Here is a 23,924-nt window from a genome sequence, read left to right on the forward strand (position 1 = left end):
GTCCGGGGATAGGGCGGGGGGAAGGACGGCCCCCGAGGCTCGTTGCCTTGGGACTGGCGCTGCGAGCCGATGGTCTTGAATGCTTACAGGCAGGAGCATGCCAGATCGGATCGGAGCAGGTCTTTCGGATCTGCATGCTGCTTTCGAGTTCGCATGATCGCGGTCGCCGATCGGCGTCAGGCGGATCGGGCCGATCCCCGAATTGCCAGCCTTGCCTCCGTCGACGAGCACGGATGCTGCGAACTCAGCTCATCCAGCAACTCTCTGGCCGCCTTGAGCGCGCGGCTGTTGAAACCCTCGGTGAAGCGGACATAGGTCGGCGCGAGCAACTGCCGCGCCTCGGCAGCACGGCCCTGCCGGAGCCAAAGTCTTGCCAGGTGGGTCGCCGCAACCAGCTCCATGGCGAGCGCCGATTGCCGCCGGGCCAAGTCAATCGACTCCTTGAGGTAGCGCTCCGCCTGCATCAAATCTGGCCTGCTCGCCGCGAGCAGCACTTCCGCCTTTGCGCGCAGAAGCTCGGGCATGCAGAACAGATCCTTGTTATGCCCGACACGAGCGATCGCCAGATCGATCGTATCCAGCGCTTCCTTTTCTTCCCCGATCGTGGCCAGGGCCTGCGCCAGCGCGATGCGGAAATCCGCAAGCGAACCATATCGATGGCTGTGCATGACTTCGAGCGCCCCGCGCAGCAGCGCGATCCCGGTCTCGACCTGACCCTGCGCCACCAGGACGACGCCTTTGGTTCCGTAGCCGATCGTCTGGTACGGGCCCAGCGCGTGCTTGCTCGCCTCCAGGATCAGCCTGTCGGCGTATTCCTCGTAATTCTCCGTTTCCGAGTTCCAGACGAAAATCGAGAATGCCCAAAGCAGCGCCATGCAGAGCTTGACCGGATGGCCGATCCGCATCGTGTCGGCGATCGCTCGCTGTGCGGTGTCGATGGCTTGGTCGGGATATCCCTGAAGCCAGAGGATGCGCGCCAGGGTGATCCGGGCGCGGCTGAGATAATCGTAGTTCAGGGGATCGTCGACATCACCTTCGGATCCCGGCAATTGCAACAACGCGGATTCCACATGGGATCGGGCCAGCGTTGTGTCTCCTGCAAGATGCCAGGAGACGCCGAGCGCAATCCGCATATGCGCAAGCCTGATGCGGTCGCCGTGATCGGACGCGACGGCTTCGCCGCGCCTGGCGAGTGCCAGGGCGTCGGTGAAATTTCCTGTCCTCATCTGGAACACGTGGAGCCGCTCGATCAGGCGAAGCTGGCTCGGCACGTCGCCGATCTCTTCGGCTAGTCGCAGCGCTCGCGTGAGACAAGCGTGGACATCGTCGGTGGTCCCCTTCGTGAGCAGCAGCGCCAGGCCCAGGGCGGCGTGAAGATCGAGGTCGTATTTCTGGCCGTGATTTGTCGTCTCGAGCTGCTCGATCGCGCGCCTCGCCCAGAGCTGGCATTCGGCGAACACGGACAATTTGAGGAAAAAGGGCATCGCCGCTGCAGCCAGGGCGATGCCGGTTGCACGATCGCCGCGCTCGGAGAAGCACCAGGTCAGCGCGGCGCGTATGTTTCCGAACTGGTCCGCGATTGCCGCAAAGCTGTTCAATTCCGGTGAGGTGGTCGAGCTGTTGCCGATCCCTTGCAGCAGATGCAGGAAATAGCAGGCATGGCGCCGCGCCGTCGCATCGGCATCCGTGCTGACGGCAAGCCGTTCCAGGGCATAGGCCCGCGCCGTGTCGAGCAGCCTGTATCGCGTCGACATGCCGCTCGCGCTTGCCACGAGCATGGACTTGGCGACCAGGCTCGCAACGGCCGCGATCACCTTGCCATCGTCGGCGCCGTCTGTTCCTGCAACCGAGCGGGCGGCTTCCAAGGTGAAGGTGCCGGCGAACACCGACACCCGCCGCAGCACCACGCGCTCCGGCTCCGACAGCAGCTTGTAGCTCCAGTCGAGCGTCGCGCGCAGGGTCTGATGCCGCGGCAGCACGGCGCGCTGTCCTTCTTCGCCCAGGAACTTGAACGCGTCATTCAGCAGCGCGACCGTATCCTTGATATTGCCGGCGCTGGCGTGGCTGGCGGCGAGCTCGATCGCAAGGGCAATGCCATCCAGCCTGCGGCAGATCCCGCCAACCAGGCGTGCGTCCGCGTCGCTCAATTCGGCGAGCCGGCCACCGCTCGTCGCCGCGCGCTCCACGAACAGCTGGACTGCGGGAAAGGCGAGTGCCTGCACGGCCGTCAGGCTGGCGTCATCCGGTGGGCTCGAGAGCGGCTGCAGACGGTGAACATGCTCGCCCTCGACCCGCAGCGACTCCCGGCTGGTGGCCAGGATGTGAAGCTGCGGCGCCTCGGCGTGGAGCCGCTCGGCCAGCGCGGCGGACGTCTCGATCACATGCTCGCAACAATCCAGGATCAGCAGCATCCGCTTGTGGCGGAGCAGGTTCACCAGGCTGTCCGAAGGGTCGCCGGATTGGCTGAGCAGGCCGAGCGTCGAGGCGACGACGTTTGCAACGAGCGCGGGGTCTTGGAGCGCCCCAAAGTCGAGGAAGCGGACCGCGCCGGCGAACTCTTCGAGCAGCTCATGGCCGGCGGAGACCGCCACGGTGGTCTTGCCGACGCCGCCCGGACCGACAATGGTGACGAATCGCTCGCTCCGCAGCTTGGCGGAGATGTCGCGAACTGTCTGGTCGCGTCCGATCATCCGTATGGGGCGCGCCGGCAGATTGTGCGACGGTTCGGAGGTTGGTCCGATCGGGGGCTGTTCTTGACCGTGCGAATGCGAAAGCCGCCCGATAAAGCAGTAGCCCTGTCCCGAAACCGTAGTCAGGTATCTTGCGCCTGCCTCGCCGTCGCCGAGCGCCTTTCGAAGGCCCGCGATCTGCACCCTGAGGCTGCCTTCATCGACGATGACATCACGCCACACCGTGGCCAACAGCTCATTCTTGCCGACCACCTTGCCCGCACGCTCGACGAGCGCGATGAGAAGATCGAGCGCGCGGCCGCCGAGCTGAATCGGATTGCCGTCCTTCTCGAGCCTCCTTTGCCCTACATGCAACCGAAACGAGCCGAACGAAAAGGCCTCCGGCACGGCCGAATCCGCACCGGCCTCGCGCACGGCACGCTGCATGCGGTCGCCCATTCGGGACCTCAATCAAGCAAGTGGCCGACGCTCTCCGTCTTCATTGCATGAGCCTGATGCGCACCGGAGCAGCACGTCGCGGTGGCCCGACCGAATTCCAAACGACCTGAGATCGTCGAGGCACCTAATCCTCGGGATCATATTGCTTTCCGGACGCCGAGCAACCTTAGCCAATGGTGTTACGCCGGGAGCCGATGGTGTTACCCCACGGCTCCGCGTCCGACAGGTCGAAATAGGAATAATGTCGCCCGGCGCGGCAAGTCCCGCGATGCTCGCGCGAACTGCCACGGCGGCGATGCCGATCTTCAATCGAAAGATTGCAAATGGCTATGGTGCGGCGGGTGTCGCTGGTCCCGACATACCGCCTCAGATGCTATCCGAGTGAAGCGTGGTTGCCGGCAGCAACGAACCGATCCGTGTGCCGCGCTCCAACCCTTGTCCCGCCGAACGGGATCTTTGTCCGAACGCTCTGGTCGATCGGCGCGGGCGATGCGCTTCGGCTGGCGCAGCGCCAGCGCGCCGGCGTTTCTCCGGTCATCCGCTTGAAGACGGTGGAGAAATGCGCCTGGGTGCAGAAGCCCACCGCCAATGCGACCTCGGCGAGGGGCGTCTCGCCATCGGACAGGATCGCCTTCGCGCGCTCGACGCGCCGATGCAGCAGATATTCGCGCGGACGATACCCCGTCGCCGCCCGGAACTGGGCCGCGAAATGCATGCGGGACAGGCCGGCGGACTTGGCCAGGTCGGCAAGGCTGACGCTGCGATGGTAATTGGCATTGACATATTCCTCGACGCGCCTGAGCCGCCATTTCGGCAGCGCGTTGACCTTGTTCCGCGGCGTCTCGAGCCGGGCGATGTGCATCGCCAGCATTTGACCGATGCAGCGGGTGAAGGCCGGATCCCGGGCATTGCCGCGCTCGATCAGCGCTCGGCCGAGTTGCTCGGCAAAGGAGTCGCGCAGCAGGATGAGATCGCCCAGGTCTTCGCCGGCCGTGCAGGGCTCGGCTGCGGCGCGGTGGCCATGGAGATAGTCGGCCGGGACATGGAAGTGCAGGAAGTCGTATGGGGCGTGAAACTGAGCACCGAGTTGCGTTAAGGGCGCGGTGACATGCAGCGTGCCCGCCGGCATCACGCCGTCAAAGATAATCTGGCGCCCCCGTGTCAGGGTAAGGCGTGTACTCTTCAAGGCGATCGCCACGACATATCGGCCGGACGGCGTTGCCGCCTCCTCGCATCGGGAACCGGTTTGCGAACCCGCCCAACGCGAGATCACGATCTCTCCGAGAGCGGCCGCACCGTCCGACTTGAGGTCGCGCCACTTGTGCTCCTGGAGGAGCCCCGTGTCAGGATGGACGTCGTGCGCTTCCGAGCCGATCGGGAGGCTGAGGCGAGGAGGGCCCAGCCGCTCGTTGAAAGCCTGCGTAAGCATCGCTCATCCTTTCTGTTTCGGTCGGCCTGCTTGGTCGCCTGCGACCGAGGAACTCTACGAGTGCAACAGTTGCGATGCTGAACAGCATATGCCGTTCGCGCTATGATGCTCGTTATAGATGCTTAGCGGGTGTTAGATATTGCAAAGCGCCCGAGTTTGATCACCGGTGCGTCCAGACGAATTTGCTTTAGTTCTGAAAGAGTTGGTCGCGAATAAACTGTGAAGGCAGTTGTTGGCGGCCGCGTGCGTATACTTTCGTATAGCTTTTCGGTTGCCCGCCTCGACCTTCCAGAGCGAATGAGCAGTCGGAAAGTTTGCTTCTCTTCTGAGAAAAAACATCCGACGACATTGTAGGGATTGTCAGACCCTTTTTAAGACGCCGTCGTGTTACAGCGACAGCAGCATGGTCGTCGTCATCTGTGTCCTGCGCATCCAGCCGATCGGCAAAGTGAATTGCAGAGCTGGGGCGCTTCACCCCGTAGCCTTCACGTCTTCCGGCGGCTCCACATAGAAGCCCGAATAGGTATCCACGAAGCAGAGATGATCGTGAACCTCCTTAACGCCGGCGGTGTTCTCGGCGAGAACGATGGCCGCCTTGCGCGTGCTGTCGTCGAAGATGACGCCGTGCAGGTGAACGACGCCGTTGCGCACGGTGACCTGGAAGCCGGCGGGCCGCCAGTCGGTGTCCTGGATCTGGCGCAGGATCCGATCGCGGATATACACGTCATCAGCGGTCGCATCGGGGATTTCCTTCGCGAGGCTCGCGACCGCCTGAAGGATGTTTGCGCGCGTGATGATGCCGACAAGCATCTTGCCGCTCATCACCGGCAGGCGCTTCACGCCCTTCTTTTCCATGATGCGCACGAGCTCATCCAAGGGAGTCTGCTCGTCCACCGTGATCGGATCGGGCGTCATCACGTCTTCGACGTGACGCCCGCGCTCATGCACGAAATCGATGGCGGCACGGCCGGGGCCGGCGAAGAACTGCAGCCAGCCCGACCGTCGGCGGCCGGTGCCGATCTCGCCGCGGCGAAGGAAGTCGCTCTCGGAGACGATGCCCTTGAGCGTACCGTCTTCGCCCATCACCGGCAGGCCGCTTAGGTGACAGCGCAGCATGATGTTGGCGGCATCCATGATGGATGCATGAGGGCTGATCGTGATGACGTCGCTGGTCATGATCTGGTGGGCGCGCATGGCATATTTCTCCCGAGACTGGAGCGTTTTCGAGCGAAGTGGAGACCGGCTTCGCGTCAAGAAAACGCGTCAAAACAAGATCTAATGCGACATCAGCGTCGGCACGGTCATGCAGCGCAGCATGTCGCGCGTGACGCCTCCGAGCACAGTTTCCTTGAGGCGCGAGTGCCCATAGCCGCCCATCACCAGCAGATCGAGCGACTCGTCTGCCGCGAGCGAGAGGATGCCCGCCTGGATCTCGGAATCGTCCATGCTGAGCGAGGTCAGCCGGACCGAGATGCCGGCGTGTGCCAGGTATCGCGCGAGATGGCTCGGCGAAGCCTCGCTCGGCACATTGTCGTCTTCGTTGACGGTGATAGCCGTGATCGCCTCGGCCGTCTTCAGGAGCGGCATGGCGTCATGCACGGCGCGCGCCGCTAGGCGGCTGCCGTCCCAGCAGATGCCGATCCGCTTTGCCGTGAGCGCGCCCCTGAACGTGTAAGGCATGAACAGCACCGGGCCGCCGGCCTCGAACAAGGTTTCCTGGGCGAGGCTGTTGTCGAAAGTGTCGCGGTCGCGCTCGGGCTGCGACACGATCGTCAGGTCGTGCAGCCTTGCAGCCGCGCCGACGATGTCGACCGCGTCACCCGGAAGCGCGCCGAGGCCGCGACAGCGGTAGGTGATGCCGGCACTCTTCGCCTGCGCCTCGAACACCCGCAACGCGCCGTCAGCACGCTCGAACGCGCGCTGTCGTTCGATCTCGTAGATCGAGCCAACCGCGGCGCCTCCTTCCGCGGTCATCGGGATGCTGCTTGCCTCGTAACCGATCGCCAGCGCCTCGAGCTCGGCCTGGCACGCGGCCGCGAGCGAAATCGAGCCGTCGGCGACCGGGCGCGCCGACAACTCCGTGGGCACCAGCGCCAGGATGTTCCTGTACATGAACCTCTCCGTGATGAGCGACGAAAGCAGCCAGCGGGGCGCTTGTCGTCGTCGGCTAAGTCAGTATGCCAAGTCACTATGTCAGCGCAATTTACGTCCCTTGTTGACCCACATCAAAGGGCGTTTGGCCGGCCTTCTTTATTGGTTCACGCCGAGATCGCGGGCGCAAAGGAGGATCGACATGGCACGCGTTGCATTGGTCACGGGCGGTGTTCGGGGCATCGGCGCCGCGATCGCACGGGCGCTGCAATCGGAAGGTTACCGCGTTGCGGCGACCTATGCCGGCAACACCAAGGCTGCCGAGGCGTTTCACGCTGAAACAGCTATACCGGTGTTTCAATGGGACGTCGGCGATTTCGCCGCCTGCGGCGCCGGCGTGAAGCAGGTGGAGGCCGAATTCGGGCCGATCGAAATTCTCGTCAACAATGCCGGCATCGTGCGCGACAGCAGCCTGCACAAGATGACCAAGGCGCAATGGGACGCGGTGATCAATACCGACCTCAGTGCCCTCTTCAACATGTGCCGGCACGTGATCGAGGGCATGCGGTCGCGCAAGTTTGGCCGCATCATCAACATCGCGTCGATCAATGGCCAGAAGGGCCAGTTCGGTCAGACCAATTATTCGGCCGCGAAGGCCGGCGAGCTCGGCTTCACGCGGGCGCTTGCGCTCGAGAGCGCGCGCGCCGGCATCACCGTCAACGCGATCTGTCCCGGCTACACCCACACCGAGATGCTGGACGCGGTTTCGCCGGAAGTCATGAAGGATGTAATCCTGCCGCAGATCCCGATCGGGCGGCTCGGCCGGCCCGAGGAAATCGCGCGCGCCGTCGTCTTTCTCGCCGCCGATGAGGCCGGCTACATCACCGGATCGACGCTGTCGATCAATGGCGGCCAATATATGGGCTGAGCAATCGAAAGCTATCAAGCCGAATTGAAGCAAGGAGAAGCAATGTCCAGTTCTGGCACACGAAATACCGCGACGCATGCGCATGCCGTCGTTTGGATCGATCATCTCACGGCAAAGATCTTCTCGATGGGCCTCACGGGCGTGGATTCCATCGTGGTGCCGGCGCATCTTTCCTCGACCCATCTTCACCACAAGGCCAACAGCATCGGCTCAGGCAAGGTCGAGAGCGACCCCGCTTTCCTGGTCAGCGTGGGACAGGCGTTGCAGAATTGTAGTGACGTCCTGATCATGGGGCCGGGGACTGAGAAGACCGAGCTGCTGCACCATCTGCAGGACACGTACCCGAACATCACTCTTCGCGTCGAGGCCAGCGATCATCCGACCGACACGGAGATCATTGCCCGCGGCAAGGAATTTTTCGGCTTCGCCTGAAGCTGTCCTGCGCTACATCCCGCCCCACTTGGACTTCCTGGCGCGCTTGCGCCGGGATCTGATCGCAACGCGCTTGGCCGCTTCGGCCGCGCCGAGATAGGCCAGCGTGATCAGCGCGATGGTCGCGAGCAATGCCGGCGGCAGGCCGATAAATCCGAGCAGCGGTCCCGACGGCCCGAGCGTCAGCACGGTGGCCACGGCCAGTGCTCCGAGCGAGGAGATCACCAGCACACGGTCCGGCCGGCTGCCGCGCCAGGGCAGCCGGCGCGACCGGATCAGGAAAATGACCAGGATTTGCGTGGCGATCGATTCCAGGAACCACCCGGTGTGGAATTGAGTGGCGTCGACATGGAAGACCTTCAGCAGGATGACGAAGGTGGTGGCGTCGAACAGCGATGAGACCGTTCCCATCACCAGCGTGAATCGCAGGATCTCGGCCATGTCCCAGGCTTGTGGCTGCGCGACGTCCTCGGCATCGACCTCGTCGAAGGGAATGCCGACCTCCGAGAGATCGTAGAGCAGGTTGTTGAGGAGGATCTGAAGCGGCAACAGCGGCAGGAAGGGCAGCACCACCGAGGCCAGCGCCATCGACAGCATGTTGCCGAAATTCGAGCTCGTGCCCATGCGCACATATTTGAGGATGTTGGCGAAGGTGCGCCGCCCCTCCCGCACGCCGGAGCCGAGAACCGAGAGGTCGGGCGCAAGCAAGATGATATCGGCGGCCGTCCGCGCCACCTCGGTCGCGCCGGCTACGGATATGCCGACATGGGCCGTGTGGATCGCCGGTGCGTCGTTCACGCCATCGCCCATGAAGCCGACCACATGGCCGCGATGGCGGAGCGCGGCAATGATGCGCCGTTTCTGGTCGGGATCGACGCGGGCGAACAGGTCGACATGGCCAACCTGTGCCGCAAGCGCGCGGTCGGTGAGACCGGCAATCTCGTCTCCCGTCATGACGCGCCGCGTCGGCAGTCCGACAGCCTGCGCGACATGGGTGACCACGGCGGCATGATCGCCCGAGATCAGCTTCACCGTTACGCCGAGCAAAGCGAGCTTCTCGATCGCGTCACGGGCGTCGTATTTTGGCGGATCGGCGAATGCGCAGAGCCCGATCAGCGTCAGCCCGGTTTCGTCTTCCACGCAGACGGTCGCTTGATCGGGCGGCATCGGTCTGACGGCGATGGCCAGCAGCCGAAAGCCGTCGCGCGCGTAGCCCTCCTGGAGGCTGTCGAGCTTCGCCCGCTGCTCGGCGTCGAGCTGCCGGGCCTGCCCGTCGATCTCGACGATAGCTGCGCGCGCGAGAATGGATTCCGGCGCGCCCTTGACGATGAGGCATCGCTGCGCACCATCCGAGGCCAACACGGAGAGGCAGCGCCGCTGGAAATCGAAGGGGCATTCGGCGATGCGCTCCCACTTGTTCAATGTCCCTGCCGCCATCAGCAGGGCGTCGTCGATCGGGCTTCGCACGCCGGTCTGGAACGCAGCATTGAGCCGCGCCAGTTCGAGCACCCGCTCGCTCGTCCGGCCGGCAGGATCGACATGGGCCGCCAGCGTGATCTTGGCCTCCGTCAGCGTGCCGGTCTTATCCACGCACAGCGTATCCATCGCGCCGAGATCGTGTATGGCGGAAAGGCGCTTGACGATCACCTGCCGCGCGGCCATCCGCTGCGCGCCTTTGGCGAGCGTCACCGTCATGATCATCGGCAGCAGTTCGGGCGTGAGGCCGACGGCGAGCGCCAGCGCAAACAGGAACGCCTCCATGGCGGGGCGATGCGCGGCCAGATGCGCCAGCAGCACGAACAGGGTGAGAAACAGTGTCAGCCTGAGGATAAGGGTGCCAAGCCGGTTCACGCCGCGCTCGAGCGCCGTCGGCGGCGCGTTGGTGGCAAGCTCGGCGGCAATCATGCCGAAGCGCGTCCGCTTGCCGGTTTCGACGATCAGCATCACGGCGCTGCCGCTGACCACGCTGGTGCCGGCGAAAAGCGCGTTGCTGGCCTCTGCGGGCAGCGTGGCCATGCATGGCGCGGTGCTCTTACTGGCGGGAAACGGTTCGCCCGTCATCAACGCTTCGTTGACCTGGAGTTCATGCACTTCCAGCGCGACCCCGTCCGCGGGCACAAGGTCGCCGGTGCGGAGGTGAACGATGTCGCCCGGCACCAGCTCGCTGACGGGAAGCGAAACAATCGCCCCGTCGCGCACGACGTCGGCCTGGATCGCCACCGACTGCCGCAACGCCTCGGCGGTCTGTTCGGCGCGGTGCTCCTGGACGATGTCGAGAGTTAGCGACGTGCTGATCACGAGCAGGATGATGACGAAACTGCCGACGTCGCCGCTGATACCGGAAATGGCCGCCGCCGTGATCAGGATCGCGACCAGCGGATTGAGGATGCGCTGGACGATCTTCTTGAGGATCGATCGGCTCTGGGACGGCTGCATCAAATTCGGGCCGAGCGGCGCCAGCCTACCCTTTGCCTCGGCCTGCAAGAGCCCGCCACGCTGCGAGGACAAGGATAACAGGAGCGTCTCGGTCGGCATGCACCAGAACGCCTCTGACTTCGGCTGGGAGGAAGACAGGATGCTCATGGGGTTCTCGCAGGACGCGGTTCGGACCGTCTGATCCATGAGGGAGATCGCGGCAAACCAGTTTGACGCAGCTCAAACGACCTGCAGCCCCGGCAGCATAAGGTTGGTTTGTGGAGATTGGCATGACAGCACAGGCAATGAATTCCGAGGTCGTTACATTCGAGCCCGCCAAGCCGCCGTCGCAGGTCGGCACGGCACTCCCCGCGGCGCCGGCACCGGCACGGGCCGAACCGACATCGACGTTCGACGTGATCGATCGCCTGGCCCATGCCACGATCGCCCGCGGCACCGGCGGATTGTCGCCCGCGGCGCTCGCGCTGGCGCTGCTCGACTGGCAGCTTCATCTGGCGATATCGCCGGGCAAGCAGCTTGCGCTGGCGAGCGAAGCCATCCGCGATGCCGTGAGGTTTTTGGAGGCGCTTGCGCATCCGCATCCGGTCTACGGCACCTGGAGCCAGATTGCGCCGGCACCGAACGACCGGCGGTTTTCGGATCCGGATTGGGAGTTGCCGGCCTTCAACATGCTGGCGCAGGCATTCCTGCTGACGGAGCGATGGTGGCAATCCGCGACCACCGGCGTCCATGGAGTGGCGCGGCAGGATGCGGCGATTACGGATTTCGCGATCCGGCAGGGCCTCGACGTGCTGGCGCCGACGAATTTCGCGCTGACCAATCCCGAGGTGCTGCGCAAGATCATCGAGACCGGCGGCGGCAACTTCGTCGGCGGCGTGCACAACTGGGTCGAGGACTGGAAGGCGCTGGTGACCGGTCGTCGACCGGAACATGGGTTCGTCGTCGGCCAGAACGTCGCCGTCACCAACGGCAAGGTGGTCTATCGCAACGAACTGATCGAGCTGATCCAGTATTCGCCGACCACACCTCACGTCCGTCCCGAGCCGATCCTGATCGTTCCGGCCTGGATCATGAAATACTACATCCTCGATCTGTCGCCGCACAATTCGCTGGTGCATTTCCTGGTCGAGAATGGCTTCACGGTCTTCATGATATCCTGGCGCAATCCAACGCCCGAGGATCGCAACATCAGTCTGGAGGACTATCGCCGGCTCGGCGTCGACGCTGCGATCGAGGTCATCAACCGGATCATCCCCGGACAGCCCATTCACGCCACTGGCTATTGCCTCGGCGGCACGCTGCTGTCGATCGCGGCGGCGCGGCTGAGCAAGGAGAAGCCGGACTGCCTGCGCACGGTGACGCTGCTGGCGGCGCAGACCGATTTCACCGAGGCCGGCGAACTCACGCTCTTCATCAATGAAAGCCAGGTCGCGTTCCTCGAGGACATGATGTGGCAACGCGGCGTGCTCGAGACCACGCAGATGGCAGGCGCCTTTCAGATGCTGCGTTCCAACGACCTGATCTGGTCACGGATGATCCGCGACTACTTGATCGGAGAGCGGCAGCCGCTCAGCGACCTGATGGCATGGAATGCGGATGCGACCCGCATGCCCTATCGGATGCATTCGGAATATCTCCGCCAGCTCTTCCTCGACAACGACCTTGCCGAAGGGCGTTATCGCGTCGACGGCAAGCCGATCTCGCTGTCCGATCTGCATGCGCCGATGTTCGTCGTCGGCACGCTTCGCGATCACGTCGCTCCCTGGAAATCGGCCTTCAAGATCCACTTCCTCGCGGATGCTGACACGACTTTCGTGCTCACGAACGGAGGTCACAATGCCGGCGTCGTCGCGGCGCCCAACGAGCCGTGGCATTCGTACCAGATCCTGACCAAGCTGAAGGACGGGCTCTATATCGGGCCGGATGAATGGCTGAAGGTGGCGCCAAAGCGCGAAGGCTCGTGGTGGCACGAATGGGTCACGTTCCTGAATGCCCATTCCGGCGAACCGGTTTCGCCGCCGCCCATGGGTGGAGCGGGCAATGACGGCAATGCGCTGCAGGAAGCGCCGGGTCAATACGTGCTGCAGCACTAGTCAGCTCCGTAGCGCGGGTGGAGCGTAGCGTAACCCGGGACAACTGTATCTGCGTTTGCGAGCGGTCCCGGGTTACGCTGGCGCTCCACCCGGGCTACAGGTGATCGCGCGGAAGATGTGGGATGCTCCGCTCCAGCGTCTCTTCCGGCGAGCCCGACGCATCCACGATTGCCCAGTCAATAATGCCGGTGTCGATGCTTTCCTGGAATAGTGCCACGTCGCGGGTTGCATCCGACGCGTCGTTCCGGCGCGCGCCGATGCGCGCGAGGCGGACGGAGGTCTCGGCCACGAGGAATATCCCGGAGAAATCGGCGCCGCAGGACGCCGCCAGCGGACGAAGCTGGTTGCGCTCGTCTTCCTTCAGGAACGCCGCGTCGACCACGGCGGATAGTCCCTGGGACAGTACGGCTCGGGCGCGATCGAGCATCGCGCCATAGACGCGTTCGGATGCGCCCGGCGCATAGGCCACCTCGGGCAGCTTCACGAGCGGGCCGACGCCAAAGATCTCCTTGCGGATTACGTCCGAGCGCAACAACACCGCGCCAGGCGCGGGCCGGACCCGCTCAGCCATGGTGCGCGCCAGCACGCTCTTGCCAGTGCCGGAACGGCCGCCGATCGCGATCAGCGACGGTTTTCCCGGGGCGATCAGATCGCGTGCGAGCTTGAAATACGACTGCGCATCGGACAGCACGGCCGCACCGCCGCCCTGCGCATGCTTGGTCAGCAGCACATTGGCCCTGATCGCGGCGCGGATGGACAGGAACAACGGCAGCAAGGCAAGCGCGCCGGCGTTCTGCTGCCAGGTCGCCTGCAGATAGAAGTTGAGCAGGCCGTTCGCGGCGGTGCGGTTGTCGAAATGCAGCAGGTCCATCAGCGGGAAGGCGAGGTCGTACAGCACATCGGTGGTGGCGATGACGGGATCGAATTCGATCGCATCGAACAGGCGCGGCTTGCCGTCGATCAACACGATATTGCCGAGATGCGCGTCGCCATGGCACCGGCGCACCATCCCGCCAGCGGCGCGCTGCTTCAGAAGCGGTTGGTTTCTGGCGAGGAGGTCGCAGCTCAGAGTATGAAGGCGCTCGACCTCGGCGCCTGCAAGCGCGGCGTGGCCGCGGAACGCGATCGTGTTGCGTTCGATGAGGCCGGGAAGCGATGCGAGCCAGGTCTCACCATCTGAAACTGGCGCGCTATGGTGAGACGCTGCGATGGCCTCGGCCAACGGCTCGGCGAGGTCTGCCGTGATCTCGCCCCTGGCCGCCAGATGATCGAGTGTCCGGTTCTCGTCGAACCGCGCCATCTCGACCGCCCACTCCATGACGTCGCCCTTGCCGCCGATTTCAGGGCCGGCTTCGCCTTCCGTAATCGGCACGACGCCGCGGTAGATTTCAGGCGCGAAGCGCCGGTTGACGGCGATTTCCTCTTCGCAGGCGTGCTTGCGTTTGGCGAGCGAGGAATAATCGAGGTAGGGCAGGCGCACCGCGCGCTTGATCTTGTAGACGCGATCGGGCTTCAGAAATACGATCGAGCCGTGCGTGTCGACGCGCTGGGTGTCTTGCCCGCCGGAGCGCTTGCCGAGAAAATCGAGCACGCGATCCTGGTCGGTCGTGTGTTGAGGACGGGACGATGACGTCATGGCTGCAGCACCGCTGCGCCGACCAGTTTGCCGCTGCGCAAGCGCGCCAGCGCCTCATTGGCCTGATCCAGCGGAAAGGTGGTGGTCGTGGTCTCGATGCCGGCCTGGCGTGCGACCTTGAGAAAATCCCTGCCATCCTGGCGGGTCAGGTTGGCGACCGAGACGATCTGCCGCTCGCCCCAGAGAATATCGTAAGGGAAAGATGGTATGTCCGACATGTGGATGCCGGCGCAGACCACGCGACCTCCCTTGCGCAAAGCTCGCAACGCCTGCGGCACCAGGGCACCAATCGGCGCATAGATGATGGCGGCATCGAGTTCGGCCGGCGGCTTGTCGCCGGAGGCGCCCGCCCAGTTCGCGCCGAGCGACAGGGCGAGCTGCTGCGCCTCGGCATCGCCGCCGCGCGTGAAGGCGTAGATCTCGCGGCCCTGCCAGCGCGCGACCTGCGCGATGATATGGCCGGCGGCGCCGAAACCATAGATGCCAAGCCGCTTGCCGTCACCCGCCATCACCAGCGAGCGCCAGCCGATCAGGCCGGCGCAGAGCAGCGGCGCCAGCGCGACATCGTCGCCATCCTCGCCGAGCGGAAAGCAATAGCGCGCATCGGCGATCAGGTGGCTGGCGAAGCCGCCATCGCGTGTGTAGCCGGTGAAGCGCGGATGGTCGCAGAGATTCTCCTTGCCTTCGCGACAATAGGGACAGGTGCCGCAGGTGAAGCCGAGCCAGGGCACGCCGACGCGCATGCCGTGCGCGAAGCCGCCAACACCTTCGCCGAGCGCATCGACGCGGCCGACGACCTCGTGACCGGGAATGATGGGATAACGGATGTCAGGCAATTCGCCGTCGACGACATGCAGGTCGGTGCGGCAGACGCCGCAGGCGGAGATCTTGACGCACACCTCGCCAGGCCCCGGCAACGGATCGGGACGCTGCTCAAGTACGAGCGGTGCATTCGGCGCCTGCAGGACCATGGCGTACATCAGAAACACCTCTCTGAGGTCACAAAGGAAATCTGGCCATTTCCTTGCGCTGGTTCCAGTCTGCCGCGCACATGCGGAGACTCGTTGATTTCGCTCAACGCCTCTGCTTGTGGAACTGACGAGAAGAGCCGTCAGTTCGCTCCGCCCTGGAACTGCAAAACACTGCACTATATCCTGTAACGCGATGATTGCTGGTGCAGGCGAAATTCTTATCCTCACCGGTCCGCCAGGGTCGGGAAAGACGACGACGGCGAAAGCTCTTGCCACGGAGCCGGGATCGTCCAAGGTGCATCTTCATGCCCATGACTTCTGGCATTTCATCAAGAACGGCGCGATTCCGCCCCTATCTGCCGGAGGCTCATGAACAGAACGGCATGCACTGCAAACCGAAGGACATGACCTGGAACTGACTGCACGTGAGGCGAGCAGGGCCGTGCAGAGCGGAGCGTTCCGATTGCCGAAATGATGGGATGGCCCGCCGAGCTGAAACAATGATTGCGACCCGGCACTCTTCACCGTTCTTGGGAGTTATGCGACCGGGGCTAAATCGGCCCGGATCAAACAGCAGCACAGAGGAAGCATGGCTGTCGAGACGGAACTGAAATTCAGCGTCGCCGCGCGCAATCTCAAATCTCTGGCGGGCTGGCGCATTCCCGGTGGCAAAATGGGCGAGCGATCGGACAGCGATCTGGTCTCGACCTATTTCGATACCGGAAAACACAAGCTGAGGCGCCACGGCCTGACGCTTCGCGTGCGGCAAAATGGCCGTACGAACATCCAGACGGTGAAGGCGGCGAACGGTGCGCAGCTTGGCCGAGGCGAATGGGAAGCCGAGATCAAGGACGACGCACCGGACCTTCGCGGAGCCGATGGCACGCCGCTTGAGCCACTCGCTTCAAGGAAGCTGCGACGCAAGCTGAAGCCCGTATTCAAGACGTCGGTTCATCGCACCACCGTTCCGGTCCGAACCAGGAAGAGCGAGATCGAGCTCGCCATCGATCGGGGCAGGATCGTCGCGGGACACCGTGCGAGTCCCATCGAGGAATTCGAGCTCGAGCTGAAGAGCGGCCGGCTGGCCGATCTGTTCCGTGTTGCCAGAGCGATCGAGCGGCGGTCGGGAGCCGAGCTCGATCTGCGATCAAAATCGGACCGCGGCTATGGCCTCGCGCAGGGCAGGGAGGAACAGGTCGTATTCGCTGAGCCGATCGAGTTGGAGGCCGGCATGACGGCGAGCGAAGCGTTCCGGGTGATCGCCCGGGCGACGGTTCGTCATTTCTCCGGAAATGCGGATGCGGTCCGCAATCTTGACTCGGAAGGCGTTCACCAGATGCGCGTAGGGCTCCGCCGGCTGCGCGCGGCGATCTCGCTGTTTTCGAAGGTGTTGCCGCGCTCAAGGACGGGAGCCGTCAAGCGCGAACTGAAGTGGCTTACGGGCGAACTCGCGCCTGCGCGCGAGATCGACGTGTTCATCAGGGAGCAGGTCGAGCCGATCACGCTCGATCGCGAGCTGAGCCGCGGCGGCAAGGCAATCAAGGACGAATTCGGCGAGAAGCGCGCCCACGCCTTTGCGCGAGCGAAACGGGCGGTGAGTTCGGAACGGTTCCGCAGGCTGCTGGTCGACACGCTGGAGTGGATCGAGTTGAAGCCGTCCGAGGCAAACGGGCAAGCCGACGTTCCGATCGAAAAATTCGCGGCCGATGTCCTGCGCCGTCGTACCAGGAAGACACGCAAGGAAGGCGTTCAGCTTGATCGCCTGTCGCCGCGCGCGCGGCACAAGCTCCGGATCAGGATCAAGAAGATCAGATATGCGGTGGACTTCTTCGAGGGGCTTTTTCCGGCGAGGCGCGAGCGAAAGAGGCTTGCGCGGCTATCCAGGCATCTCAAGAATATCCAGGATGCGCTCGGCGCCCTCAACGATTTTGTGGCGCACCGGAAGATGGCGCTGGCGGCTGCGTTGCAGGCCCCGCGCGAGAACAGGCGGGCACGCGCACTCGCGGCCGGCGTGATGGTTGGCCGGGAGGACAAATCGGTCAGGCCGCTGATGAAGACAGCGCTCAAGGAGGCGCGACGGCTGCAAGTGATGTGAATTCGCGCAAATGCCGGCGGCGCTACCTCGGTTTGCGCGGCATTGCGCGCTTGCCGCCCGCGGTATCCGCTTCCCATCCGAACACGGAGCGTCCGCCGAGCGCGGGCGAGTGGTTGCGCTCTTGCGCGACGAACCCATCGAACGATGGGCCGGTTGCAGTTCGCTCCAGGAGGCGGGCTTGATTGTCGAGGCGCTTCAATGCCTGCATCGCTTCATCGCGGCCGAGGCTCGCCTGCTGCATCGCGGATTTCAGCACGCGGATGGTCTCGTCATAGACCTTGATCGGCACCGGATAGGGGTGGCGGTCCTTGCCGCCATGGGCGAGCGAAAACCGCGCGGGATCCTTGAACCGGTAGGGCGCGCCATGCACGACTTCGGCGACCATCGCGAGCGATTCCACGGTGCGGGCGCCGACACCCGGCGTCAACAGCAATTGCGGAAAATCGCGCGGGCCGCATTCGGCGGCCGCCGCCAGCGTGCCGTGCAGGCGGCGCGTGAACACGTCGCTGGCGCGCACGTCGTGATGCGCGGGCATGATCAAATGCGGCAGCTCCGGCTGCGCGTCAGGCTGTTTCGACAGCGCGGCATATTCGCGCGCGATGCCGTCGGGTCCGAGCGCGCCGAGCAGATCGAGCTGCGCGATGCGCGAGTGTTCGGCACGATGGTCGGTCAGGTTGATGATCTCGCCCTGGGAGTGACCGTCGATGGCGCTGTGCGGCTCGTCGACGAAGCTCTTCAGGTTCTCGGAATGCCAGTGATAGCGGCGCGCCTGCCGCTTGTCGCCGTTCATGCCCTGCTGCACCACGGTCCACTTGCCGTCCTCGGTGACGAAGAAGCCGTGCAGGTAAAGCTCGAAGCCGTCCTGGACGGCGGCGCTGTCAACCTTGGCCACCAGCCGGCTGGCCCGCGTCAGCGCCGCGCCGTCGAAGCCGGTGCGTTCGCCGAGCGCGGTCAATTCGTCCGGCGTGCGGCGCGAGTTGCTGCCGCGGCCGCCGCAGACATAGATGCCGAGCTCGCCTTGCAGCGGCGCGAGTCCGCGCTTCAACGCGCCGATGACCGACGTGGTGATGCCGGAGGAATGCCAGTCCATGCCCATGACGGCGCCGAAGGATTGGAACCAGAACGGATGAGCGAGGCGCTGCAGGAACTCCTCGCGGCCGTAATGGTGGACGATTGCCTGGGTGATGATCGCGCCGAGCGTGGACATGCGCTGGCCGAGCCACGCGGGCACGCGCCCGTTGTGGAGCGGTAGGTCGGCGCTGCCGGTTCGTCGTGCCATGGGGCTCCCGATGTTGAATCAGATGGAGTGTAACACGCGCCGCTTTACCTCTCCCAGAGGAAGAGGTCGCGCCGATTTTCGTAGCCCGGGTGGAGCGCAGCGCAACCCGGGGCATCTGCATCCGCGTTTGCGAGCGGCCCCGGGTTAGCCGGGCTACGGGGCAGGTGCGCGCGGCTCAGTTGCGCATGGTGCGCAAGGTGATGGAGTAGCGGGGGGCTTCGACCGCTGGGATGCTGTGCTCCCAGACCTGCCTGGCCGCGCCGGAGAGCAGGTAGATCGACCGGGGCTGCGCCTCCAGGGTGAAACGTTCCCATTTGTCGCCGGCCGGGCGGCGGAAGCGGAACTTGCATGGCGATCCCAGCGACAGGCCGAGGATGCGGTCGAATTGCGGCTTGTCGCGGTGCCAGCCGATGCCGACGCCGGTGTCGTATTCGGTGCAGAGCACCTGGGCGATCTCGGTCTGTGGCCCGCCGAAGGCCTCGACCTGCTCGATCACGGGGCCGAGCCAGTCGGGCATGGAGTCGGCCTCGCGCAGCCGGCGCTCGGTGTAATCATAGCGAAAGCCGAACGAGGCGACGCGCCGCTTGCCCTGATACTGGCCGAACTGGAACGGCTGCAGCGGCAGCGCGGTGATGCGCGCGATTAGTTCCCGCTCGACTTCGGACGAGATGAAATCGGCGACGTAGCGCAATCCCTCCGGCGCTGATGACGCGGAGGAATTGTCGGCAAAAAGGGCGAGCTGCTCGGTCAAGCCGGCGGTCCTTGTCTCGGCATGGCAGGATCGCCCCTTGATATAGGGTGAAGCAGGGTCGAAAGAAGAGGCCGCCAGCCGCCGCAGCCCGGTGGTCGTGGCGGCCCTTCACGTGGGCGTGCGTCACTCCGCGGCCATCTCCTGCGCGCCGCCGAGCAGTTTCACATTGAGCCGGCCGCCGGCGAACAGCATGTCGTCGAGCGCCTCGTCGATATCGGCTGATATCACCGACTTGCCGCCGTCGCGGGCGATGCTGGCCTGCGCCAGACGCCGCATCAGCTCCTTGATGAAGGCGGCGCTGACGCCATCCGTGCGCTGCACCGCTTCGTCGACGATGCTTTGGTCAAGCGGCAGGTTCCTGCCATAGAGCCGCACCAGCTTGCCGCGGCCGATCGTGTCCGGCAGCGGCACCTCGATCGCCTGGTCGATGCGGCCGGGACGGCCGGCCAGCGCGCTTTCGAGCTCTTCGGGACGGTTGGTGGTGAGCACGAACAGGATGTCGGCATCCTCCTTCAATCCATCCATCTCGTTGAGCAGCTTGTTGAGCATCGATTCCTCGCACGGGCCCATCAGCTCGCGGCTGACGGCGATGAGATCGACGTCTTCGATCACCACCATCGCCGGCTGTAGCAGGCGCGCCAGATTCATGTAGGCTTCGAGCAGCCCGATCTGTTCGGCGGTGATGATCAGTGTCGTATGTCCCGGCAGGTTGGTCGCGAGATAGCGAATGGTGTGAGTCTTGCCGGTGCCTGGCGGCCCATAAAGCAGGATACCCTTGCGGGTCGATTGTCCGAGCCGGCGCAGCGCGTCCCGGTTGCCGACGAAGTTCAGGACGTTGCGCTCAAGCAGTCTTAGCGTCGGTTCGGGCAGGATCACGGCCTCGCGGTCGACCGGCGGCAACCGGTGCACCGTCACTCCTCTTGAACGGCCGCGATACTCGGCTCCGCCGTCAAGCGAAAGAATCTTGCCGCGATAGGAGCGCGCTGCCTGCACCGCTTGCTCGAGCTCCGAAAAGCAGCGCTGAACGAAGCTGTCGCCGGTCGCGCCGGTCGGCACCGCGATCTCGATCCGGATCGCGTCCTCGTTACGGGATTCGCGGTAAATGGACAGCAGCACCGCGTAGCGAAGCTCGCCGGTGCGGCACAGCCACAATCCATTATTGAGACATTTCACCGCTGCCGGCTCGCCGACATCGACTTCATAGTACTGCGGCGGAGCGATCACTGGCGCATTGCGCCCGTCGTTCATCAGTCCCGCGAAGGTCAGCGTCTCATAGCGGTATTCTTCGTGAACGCCGAAGAAGTGGATCGGTGAGGACAGCAATCGCTCAAGCGCGACCTGAACGTCCGCACGCATATGACCCGGAAAGCCGCGCGCCCGCGTGACGAGCTGGTTGCGTGGAATGCCGGCAAAGTGCCAGTCAACCGCGACATATGTGTATCTGAATTCTTCGCCCTGCAATTTTTCGGATGCATCTCTTGCCGCGAGCAGGCAGTCGCTGCAGAGGCAGGCGACCTTGTCCTCGAGTTGCACCTCCGTCACCGGAGGCGGAGCGCCGCACAAATCGCAGGGTTCGCTGGCCTTTACTGCCTCGCTGGTGATCTGAAGGCCATACCCGGCTGCGTTGATGCGCTGTTGCGCGGTTTTCCAAAGTGCCGCCGCGACCCGGGACGGAAAAGGGCCGCAGGTGGCGCTGCCCTGCTGGTCGATCTCGGCCGCGAACAGGATCGCCTCCCGTTCCGACTTGCCGAACACGGCGCGCAGGAGCTCTCTGACGAACTCCAGAGGCGTCTCATCATCATTGTGGAAGACAAATTGAAACGATTCGGCGCCGGTATACCCGTCATCCATGAAATACCCCCTGCACGCAACTTAAGATCGAAAGAACAAAGAAAGAACATCATGAAATCTATCGTTCGTCAAGCCGGCCAAATCGGAAAATGTCGAAACGCGTCGCCGAGGGCGTCAACAGGAAGTGCCGCCGCGGCGCTTTCCTTCGACACATCTTCGGCAGATTGGCAGCGCACAGACCGCGATACCGATTCGCCGCTCGTGCGGGCCGCACTTGTGAACTGTCTCTTGCCGCGGCTTGATCAGATCGGCGGGCATGGTCCATAAGCGGCGTCCTCGCGACCGGTGGTTCGGTTGCTTCGGAGTGGTGCAGAGGAAATTGCGTGGCAAAGATTCATCAGCAGATAGCGCAAGAGCTTGGCGTGCGCGAGCAGCAGGTCGAGGCGGCCGTCACGTTGCTCGATGGCGGCGCCACGGTGCCGTTCATTGCCCGCTATCGCAAGGAATTGACCGGCGCGCTCGATGACGCGCAGTTGCGCACGCTCGAAGAACGGCTGACTTACTTGCGCGAACTGGAGGAGCGCCGCACCGCGGTGCTCAATTCGATCCGCGAGCAGGGCAAGCTCGATGCCGCGCTCGAAGCACAGATCATGGCCGCCGACAACAAGGCGCGGCTCGAGGACATCTATCTTCCCTACAAGCCGAAGCGCCGCACCAAGGCCGAGATCGCCAAGGAGGCTGGGCTTGAACCTCTGTCCGAATTGCTGCTGACGCAGCCGCAACACGATCCAAAGGCGCAGGCGAAGGCCTTCGTCGATGCCGAGAAGGGCGTGGCCGATGTTGCCGCTGCGCTCGAAGGCGCGCGTGCGATCCTGGTCGAGCGCTTCGACGAGGATGCCGATCTGATCGGCGCGCTGCGCGAGGAGGTGTGGGCGAACGCGCGCATGGTCTCGACCGTGCGCAAGGGCAAGAAGACCGAAGGCGAGAAGTTCAAGGACTATTTCGACTTCAGCGAGCCGCTGCACAAGCTGCCGTCGCACCGCATCCTGGCGCTGTTCCGCGGCGAGAAGGAAGAGATTCTCGACCTGCAGATGCAGCCGGAGGCAGAGCCGCCGGCGGCCGGCGTGCCCAGCGCCTATGAGCTGAAGATCATGAAGCGCTTCGGCATTTCCGATCTCGGCCGTCCGGGCGACAAATGGCTGATCGAAACCGTGCGCTGGGCCTGGCGCACCAAGATCCAGGTGCATCTCAACATCGACCTGCGCATGCGGCTGTGGACCGCAGCCGAGACCGAGGGCGTGCGGGTGTTCGCCTCCAACCTGCGCGACCTGTTGCTGGCGGCGCCCGCCGGCGCGCGCGTCACCATGGGGCTCGATCCCGGCTACCGCACCGGCGTCAAGGTTGCCGTCGTCGACGCAACCGGCAAGGTGCTGGCGACGACCCCTGTCTATCCGCACGAGCCGCAGCGGCAATGGGACGAGGCGCTGGCGATCCTCGGCAAGCTCGCGATTCAACACCGCGTCGACCTGATCGCGATCGGCAACGGCACGGCCTCGCGCGAGACCGACCGGCTCGCGACCGAATTGGTGAAGCGGCTGCCGGACCTGAAGATGACGAAGATCGTGGTCTCGGAGGCCGGCGCCTCGGTCTATTCGGCTTCGGCCTATGCATCGGAGGAACTGCCCGGGCTCGACGTCACCATGCGCGGTGCGGTGTCGATCGCGCGGCGCCTGCAGGATCCGCTCGCCGAGCTCGTCAAGATCGATCCCAAGGCGATCGGCGTCGGGCAATACCAACATGATCTCGGCGAGAGCAAACTGGCGCGCTCGCTCGACGCCGTGGTGGAAGACTGCGTCAACGCCGTCGGCGTCGACGTCAACACCGCCTCCGTCCCGCTGTTGTCGCGGGTGTCGGGCATCGGGCCGGGCCTCGCGCAAAGCATCGTGCAGCACCGCGACTCGAACGGGCCGTTCAAGTCGCGCAAGGCGCTGAAGGAGGTGCCGCGGCTGGGGCCGAAGGCGTTCGAGCAATGCGCCGGCTTCCTGCGCATCAATGACGGCGAGGATCCGCTCGATGCCTCGGGCGTGCATCCCGAAGCCTATCCGGTGGTGCGCCGGATCCTCGCGGCAAGCAAGAGCGACATCAAGGCGCTGATCGGCAACAGCGAGATCGTACGGCAATTGAAGCCGCAGTCATTCGTCGACGAGACCTTTGGCCTTCCGACGGTCACGGACATCCTGCGCGAGCTGGAAAAGCCCGGCCGCGACCCGCGCCCGGCGTTCAAGGCCGCGGTGTTCAAGGAGGGCGTCGAGGAGATCAAGGATCTCAGGGTCGGCATGATCCTCGAGGGCACCGTCACCAACGTCGCCGCCTTCGGCGCGTTCGTCGATATCGGCGTGCACCAGGACGGGCTGGTTCACATCTCGGCGATGTCAAAGAACTTCATCAAGGATCCGCGCGAGGTCGTCAAACCCGGCGACATCGTCAAGGTGAAGGTGATGGAGGTCGAAGTCGCCCGCAAGCGCATCGGCTTGACGCTGCGGCTCGACGACGAGACCGGCAAGAAGGAATCCAAAGGCTCATCGCGCGAGGGTTCTCGCGGGCCGATGCAATCCTCCGCGCCACGCAAGAAGGAGCAATCCGGCAACGCCTTTGCCGACGCTTTCCGCCGCGCCAGCGAGAAGAACGGCAAGTCATTGCGCTAGAGCGTGATGACTTTTCTTCGAATCATTATCCCGCTCTAGCTCTTTGTTTGAGCATGATCTGAAAACCGGTCTCCACTTTTCCGGATCATGCGCTAGGCGTGATACGCTTTGCTTTCACCTCTCCCGCTTGCGGGAGAGGTCCGCGCGCAAGGGCCCGGC

General features: G+C 64.2%; 15 protein-coding genes and 1 pseudogene. 6 read left to right on the forward strand and 10 right to left on the reverse strand.

All coding sequences use genetic code 11. The annotated features are described in order from the left end of the window. Nucleotides 1–176: 176 nt before the first annotated feature. The 4 genes from I6F35_RS21005 to I6F35_RS21020 form a co-directional block, all read right to left on the reverse strand. On the reverse strand, nucleotides 177–3,128 hold the full coding sequence (locus I6F35_RS21005) for a winged helix-turn-helix domain-containing protein (RefSeq protein WP_225119577.1): 2,952 nt from the start codon (nucleotides 3,126–3,128) through the stop codon (nucleotides 177–179). Nucleotides 3,129–3,501: 373 nt separating this feature from the next. Continuing rightward, entirely contained in the window at nucleotides 3,502–4,557 is a 1,056-nt protein-coding gene (locus I6F35_RS21010; protein ID WP_225119578.1) for an AraC family transcriptional regulator, read from the reverse strand. Between the two features lie 471 nt (nucleotides 4,558–5,028). Beyond that, nucleotides 5,029–5,751 (reverse strand): CBS domain-containing protein, encoded by a 723-nt coding sequence (locus I6F35_RS21015; RefSeq protein WP_225119579.1) that lies wholly within the window; start codon nucleotides 5,749–5,751, stop codon nucleotides 5,029–5,031. Between the two features lie 81 nt (nucleotides 5,752–5,832). Continuing rightward, nucleotides 5,833–6,669, reverse strand: a complete 837-nt coding sequence (locus tag I6F35_RS21020; RefSeq protein WP_225119580.1) for a universal stress protein — start codon at nucleotides 6,667–6,669, stop codon at nucleotides 5,833–5,835. 181 nt (nucleotides 6,670–6,850) lie between these two features. Here I6F35_RS21020 and phbB point away from each other — a divergent pair, with 181 nt between their 5' ends. After that, nucleotides 6,851–7,576 (forward strand): acetoacetyl-CoA reductase, encoded by a 726-nt coding sequence (gene phbB / locus I6F35_RS21025; protein ID WP_225119581.1) that lies wholly within the window; start codon nucleotides 6,851–6,853, stop codon nucleotides 7,574–7,576. A 42-nt stretch (nucleotides 7,577–7,618) separates the two neighbouring features. Next, complete coding sequence (locus I6F35_RS21030; RefSeq protein ID WP_225119582.1) at nucleotides 7,619–8,008, forward strand: hypothetical protein; 390 nt, start codon at nucleotides 7,619–7,621, stop codon at nucleotides 8,006–8,008. Nucleotides 8,009–8,020: 12 nt separating this feature from the next. Here I6F35_RS21030 and mgtA read toward each other — a convergent pair whose 3' ends face one another. Beyond that, nucleotides 8,021–10,591 (reverse strand): magnesium-translocating P-type ATPase, encoded by a 2,571-nt coding sequence (gene mgtA, locus I6F35_RS21035; RefSeq protein ID WP_225119583.1) that lies wholly within the window; start codon nucleotides 10,589–10,591, stop codon nucleotides 8,021–8,023. A 122-nt stretch (nucleotides 10,592–10,713) separates the two neighbouring features. Here mgtA and I6F35_RS21040 point away from each other — a divergent pair, with 122 nt between their 5' ends. After that, nucleotides 10,714–12,537, forward strand: coding sequence for an alpha/beta fold hydrolase (locus I6F35_RS21040; protein WP_225119584.1), 1,824 nt, complete (start codon nucleotides 10,714–10,716; stop codon nucleotides 12,535–12,537). 94 nt (nucleotides 12,538–12,631) lie between these two features. On the opposite strand, the gene I6F35_RS21045 is transcribed toward I6F35_RS21040, so the two are convergent. Continuing rightward, complete coding sequence (locus tag I6F35_RS21045; RefSeq protein ID WP_225119585.1) at nucleotides 12,632–14,173, reverse strand: bifunctional aminoglycoside phosphotransferase/ATP-binding protein; 1,542 nt, start codon at nucleotides 14,171–14,173, stop codon at nucleotides 12,632–12,634. After that, nucleotides 14,170–15,153, reverse strand: coding sequence for a zinc-dependent alcohol dehydrogenase family protein (locus tag I6F35_RS21050; protein WP_225119586.1), 984 nt, complete (start codon nucleotides 15,151–15,153; stop codon nucleotides 14,170–14,172). Before I6F35_RS21050 ends, I6F35_RS21045 begins: the two co-directional genes overlap by 4 nt. A gap of 184 nt (nucleotides 15,154–15,337) precedes the next feature. Between I6F35_RS21050 and I6F35_RS21055 the strand changes: the two are divergent. Together I6F35_RS21055 and I6F35_RS21060 are read left to right on the forward strand one after the other, a co-directional pair. After that, nucleotides 15,338–15,524: pseudogene (locus I6F35_RS21055) on the forward strand (ABC transporter ATP-binding protein); the annotation flags it as partial. 209 nt (nucleotides 15,525–15,733) lie between these two features. Continuing rightward, on the forward strand, nucleotides 15,734–17,239 hold the full coding sequence (locus I6F35_RS21060; protein ID WP_225119587.1) for a CYTH and CHAD domain-containing protein: 1,506 nt from the start codon (nucleotides 15,734–15,736) through the stop codon (nucleotides 17,237–17,239). 22 nt (nucleotides 17,240–17,261) lie between these two features. On the opposite strand, the gene I6F35_RS21065 is transcribed toward I6F35_RS21060, so the two are convergent. The 3 genes from I6F35_RS21065 to I6F35_RS21075 form a co-directional block, all read right to left on the reverse strand. After that, the gene (locus I6F35_RS21065; protein WP_225119588.1) at nucleotides 17,262–18,518 is read right to left on the reverse strand and encodes a DUF763 domain-containing protein; all 1,257 of its coding nucleotides are present in this window, start codon (nucleotides 18,516–18,518) and stop codon (nucleotides 17,262–17,264) included. A gap of 175 nt (nucleotides 18,519–18,693) precedes the next feature. Further along, entirely contained in the window at nucleotides 18,694–19,269 is a 576-nt protein-coding gene (locus I6F35_RS21070) for an alpha-ketoglutarate-dependent dioxygenase AlkB (protein ID WP_225119589.1), read from the reverse strand. A 123-nt stretch (nucleotides 19,270–19,392) separates the two neighbouring features. Beyond that, the gene (locus I6F35_RS21075) at nucleotides 19,393–21,120 is read right to left on the reverse strand and encodes an ATP-dependent Clp protease adaptor ClpS (protein ID WP_225119590.1); all 1,728 of its coding nucleotides are present in this window, start codon (nucleotides 21,118–21,120) and stop codon (nucleotides 19,393–19,395) included. A 323-nt stretch (nucleotides 21,121–21,443) separates the two neighbouring features. Here I6F35_RS21075 and I6F35_RS21080 point away from each other — a divergent pair, with 323 nt between their 5' ends. Continuing rightward, nucleotides 21,444–23,765: a Tex family protein gene (locus tag I6F35_RS21080; RefSeq protein WP_225119591.1), complete on the forward strand. Its 2,322-nt coding sequence runs from the start codon at nucleotides 21,444–21,446 to the stop codon at nucleotides 23,763–23,765. Nucleotides 23,766–23,924: the final 159 nt, after the last annotated feature.

It is taken from the genome of Bradyrhizobium sp. BRP22 (genome assembly GCF_020194175.1).
Classification (GTDB): Bacteria; Pseudomonadota; Alphaproteobacteria; order Rhizobiales; family Xanthobacteraceae; genus Bradyrhizobium.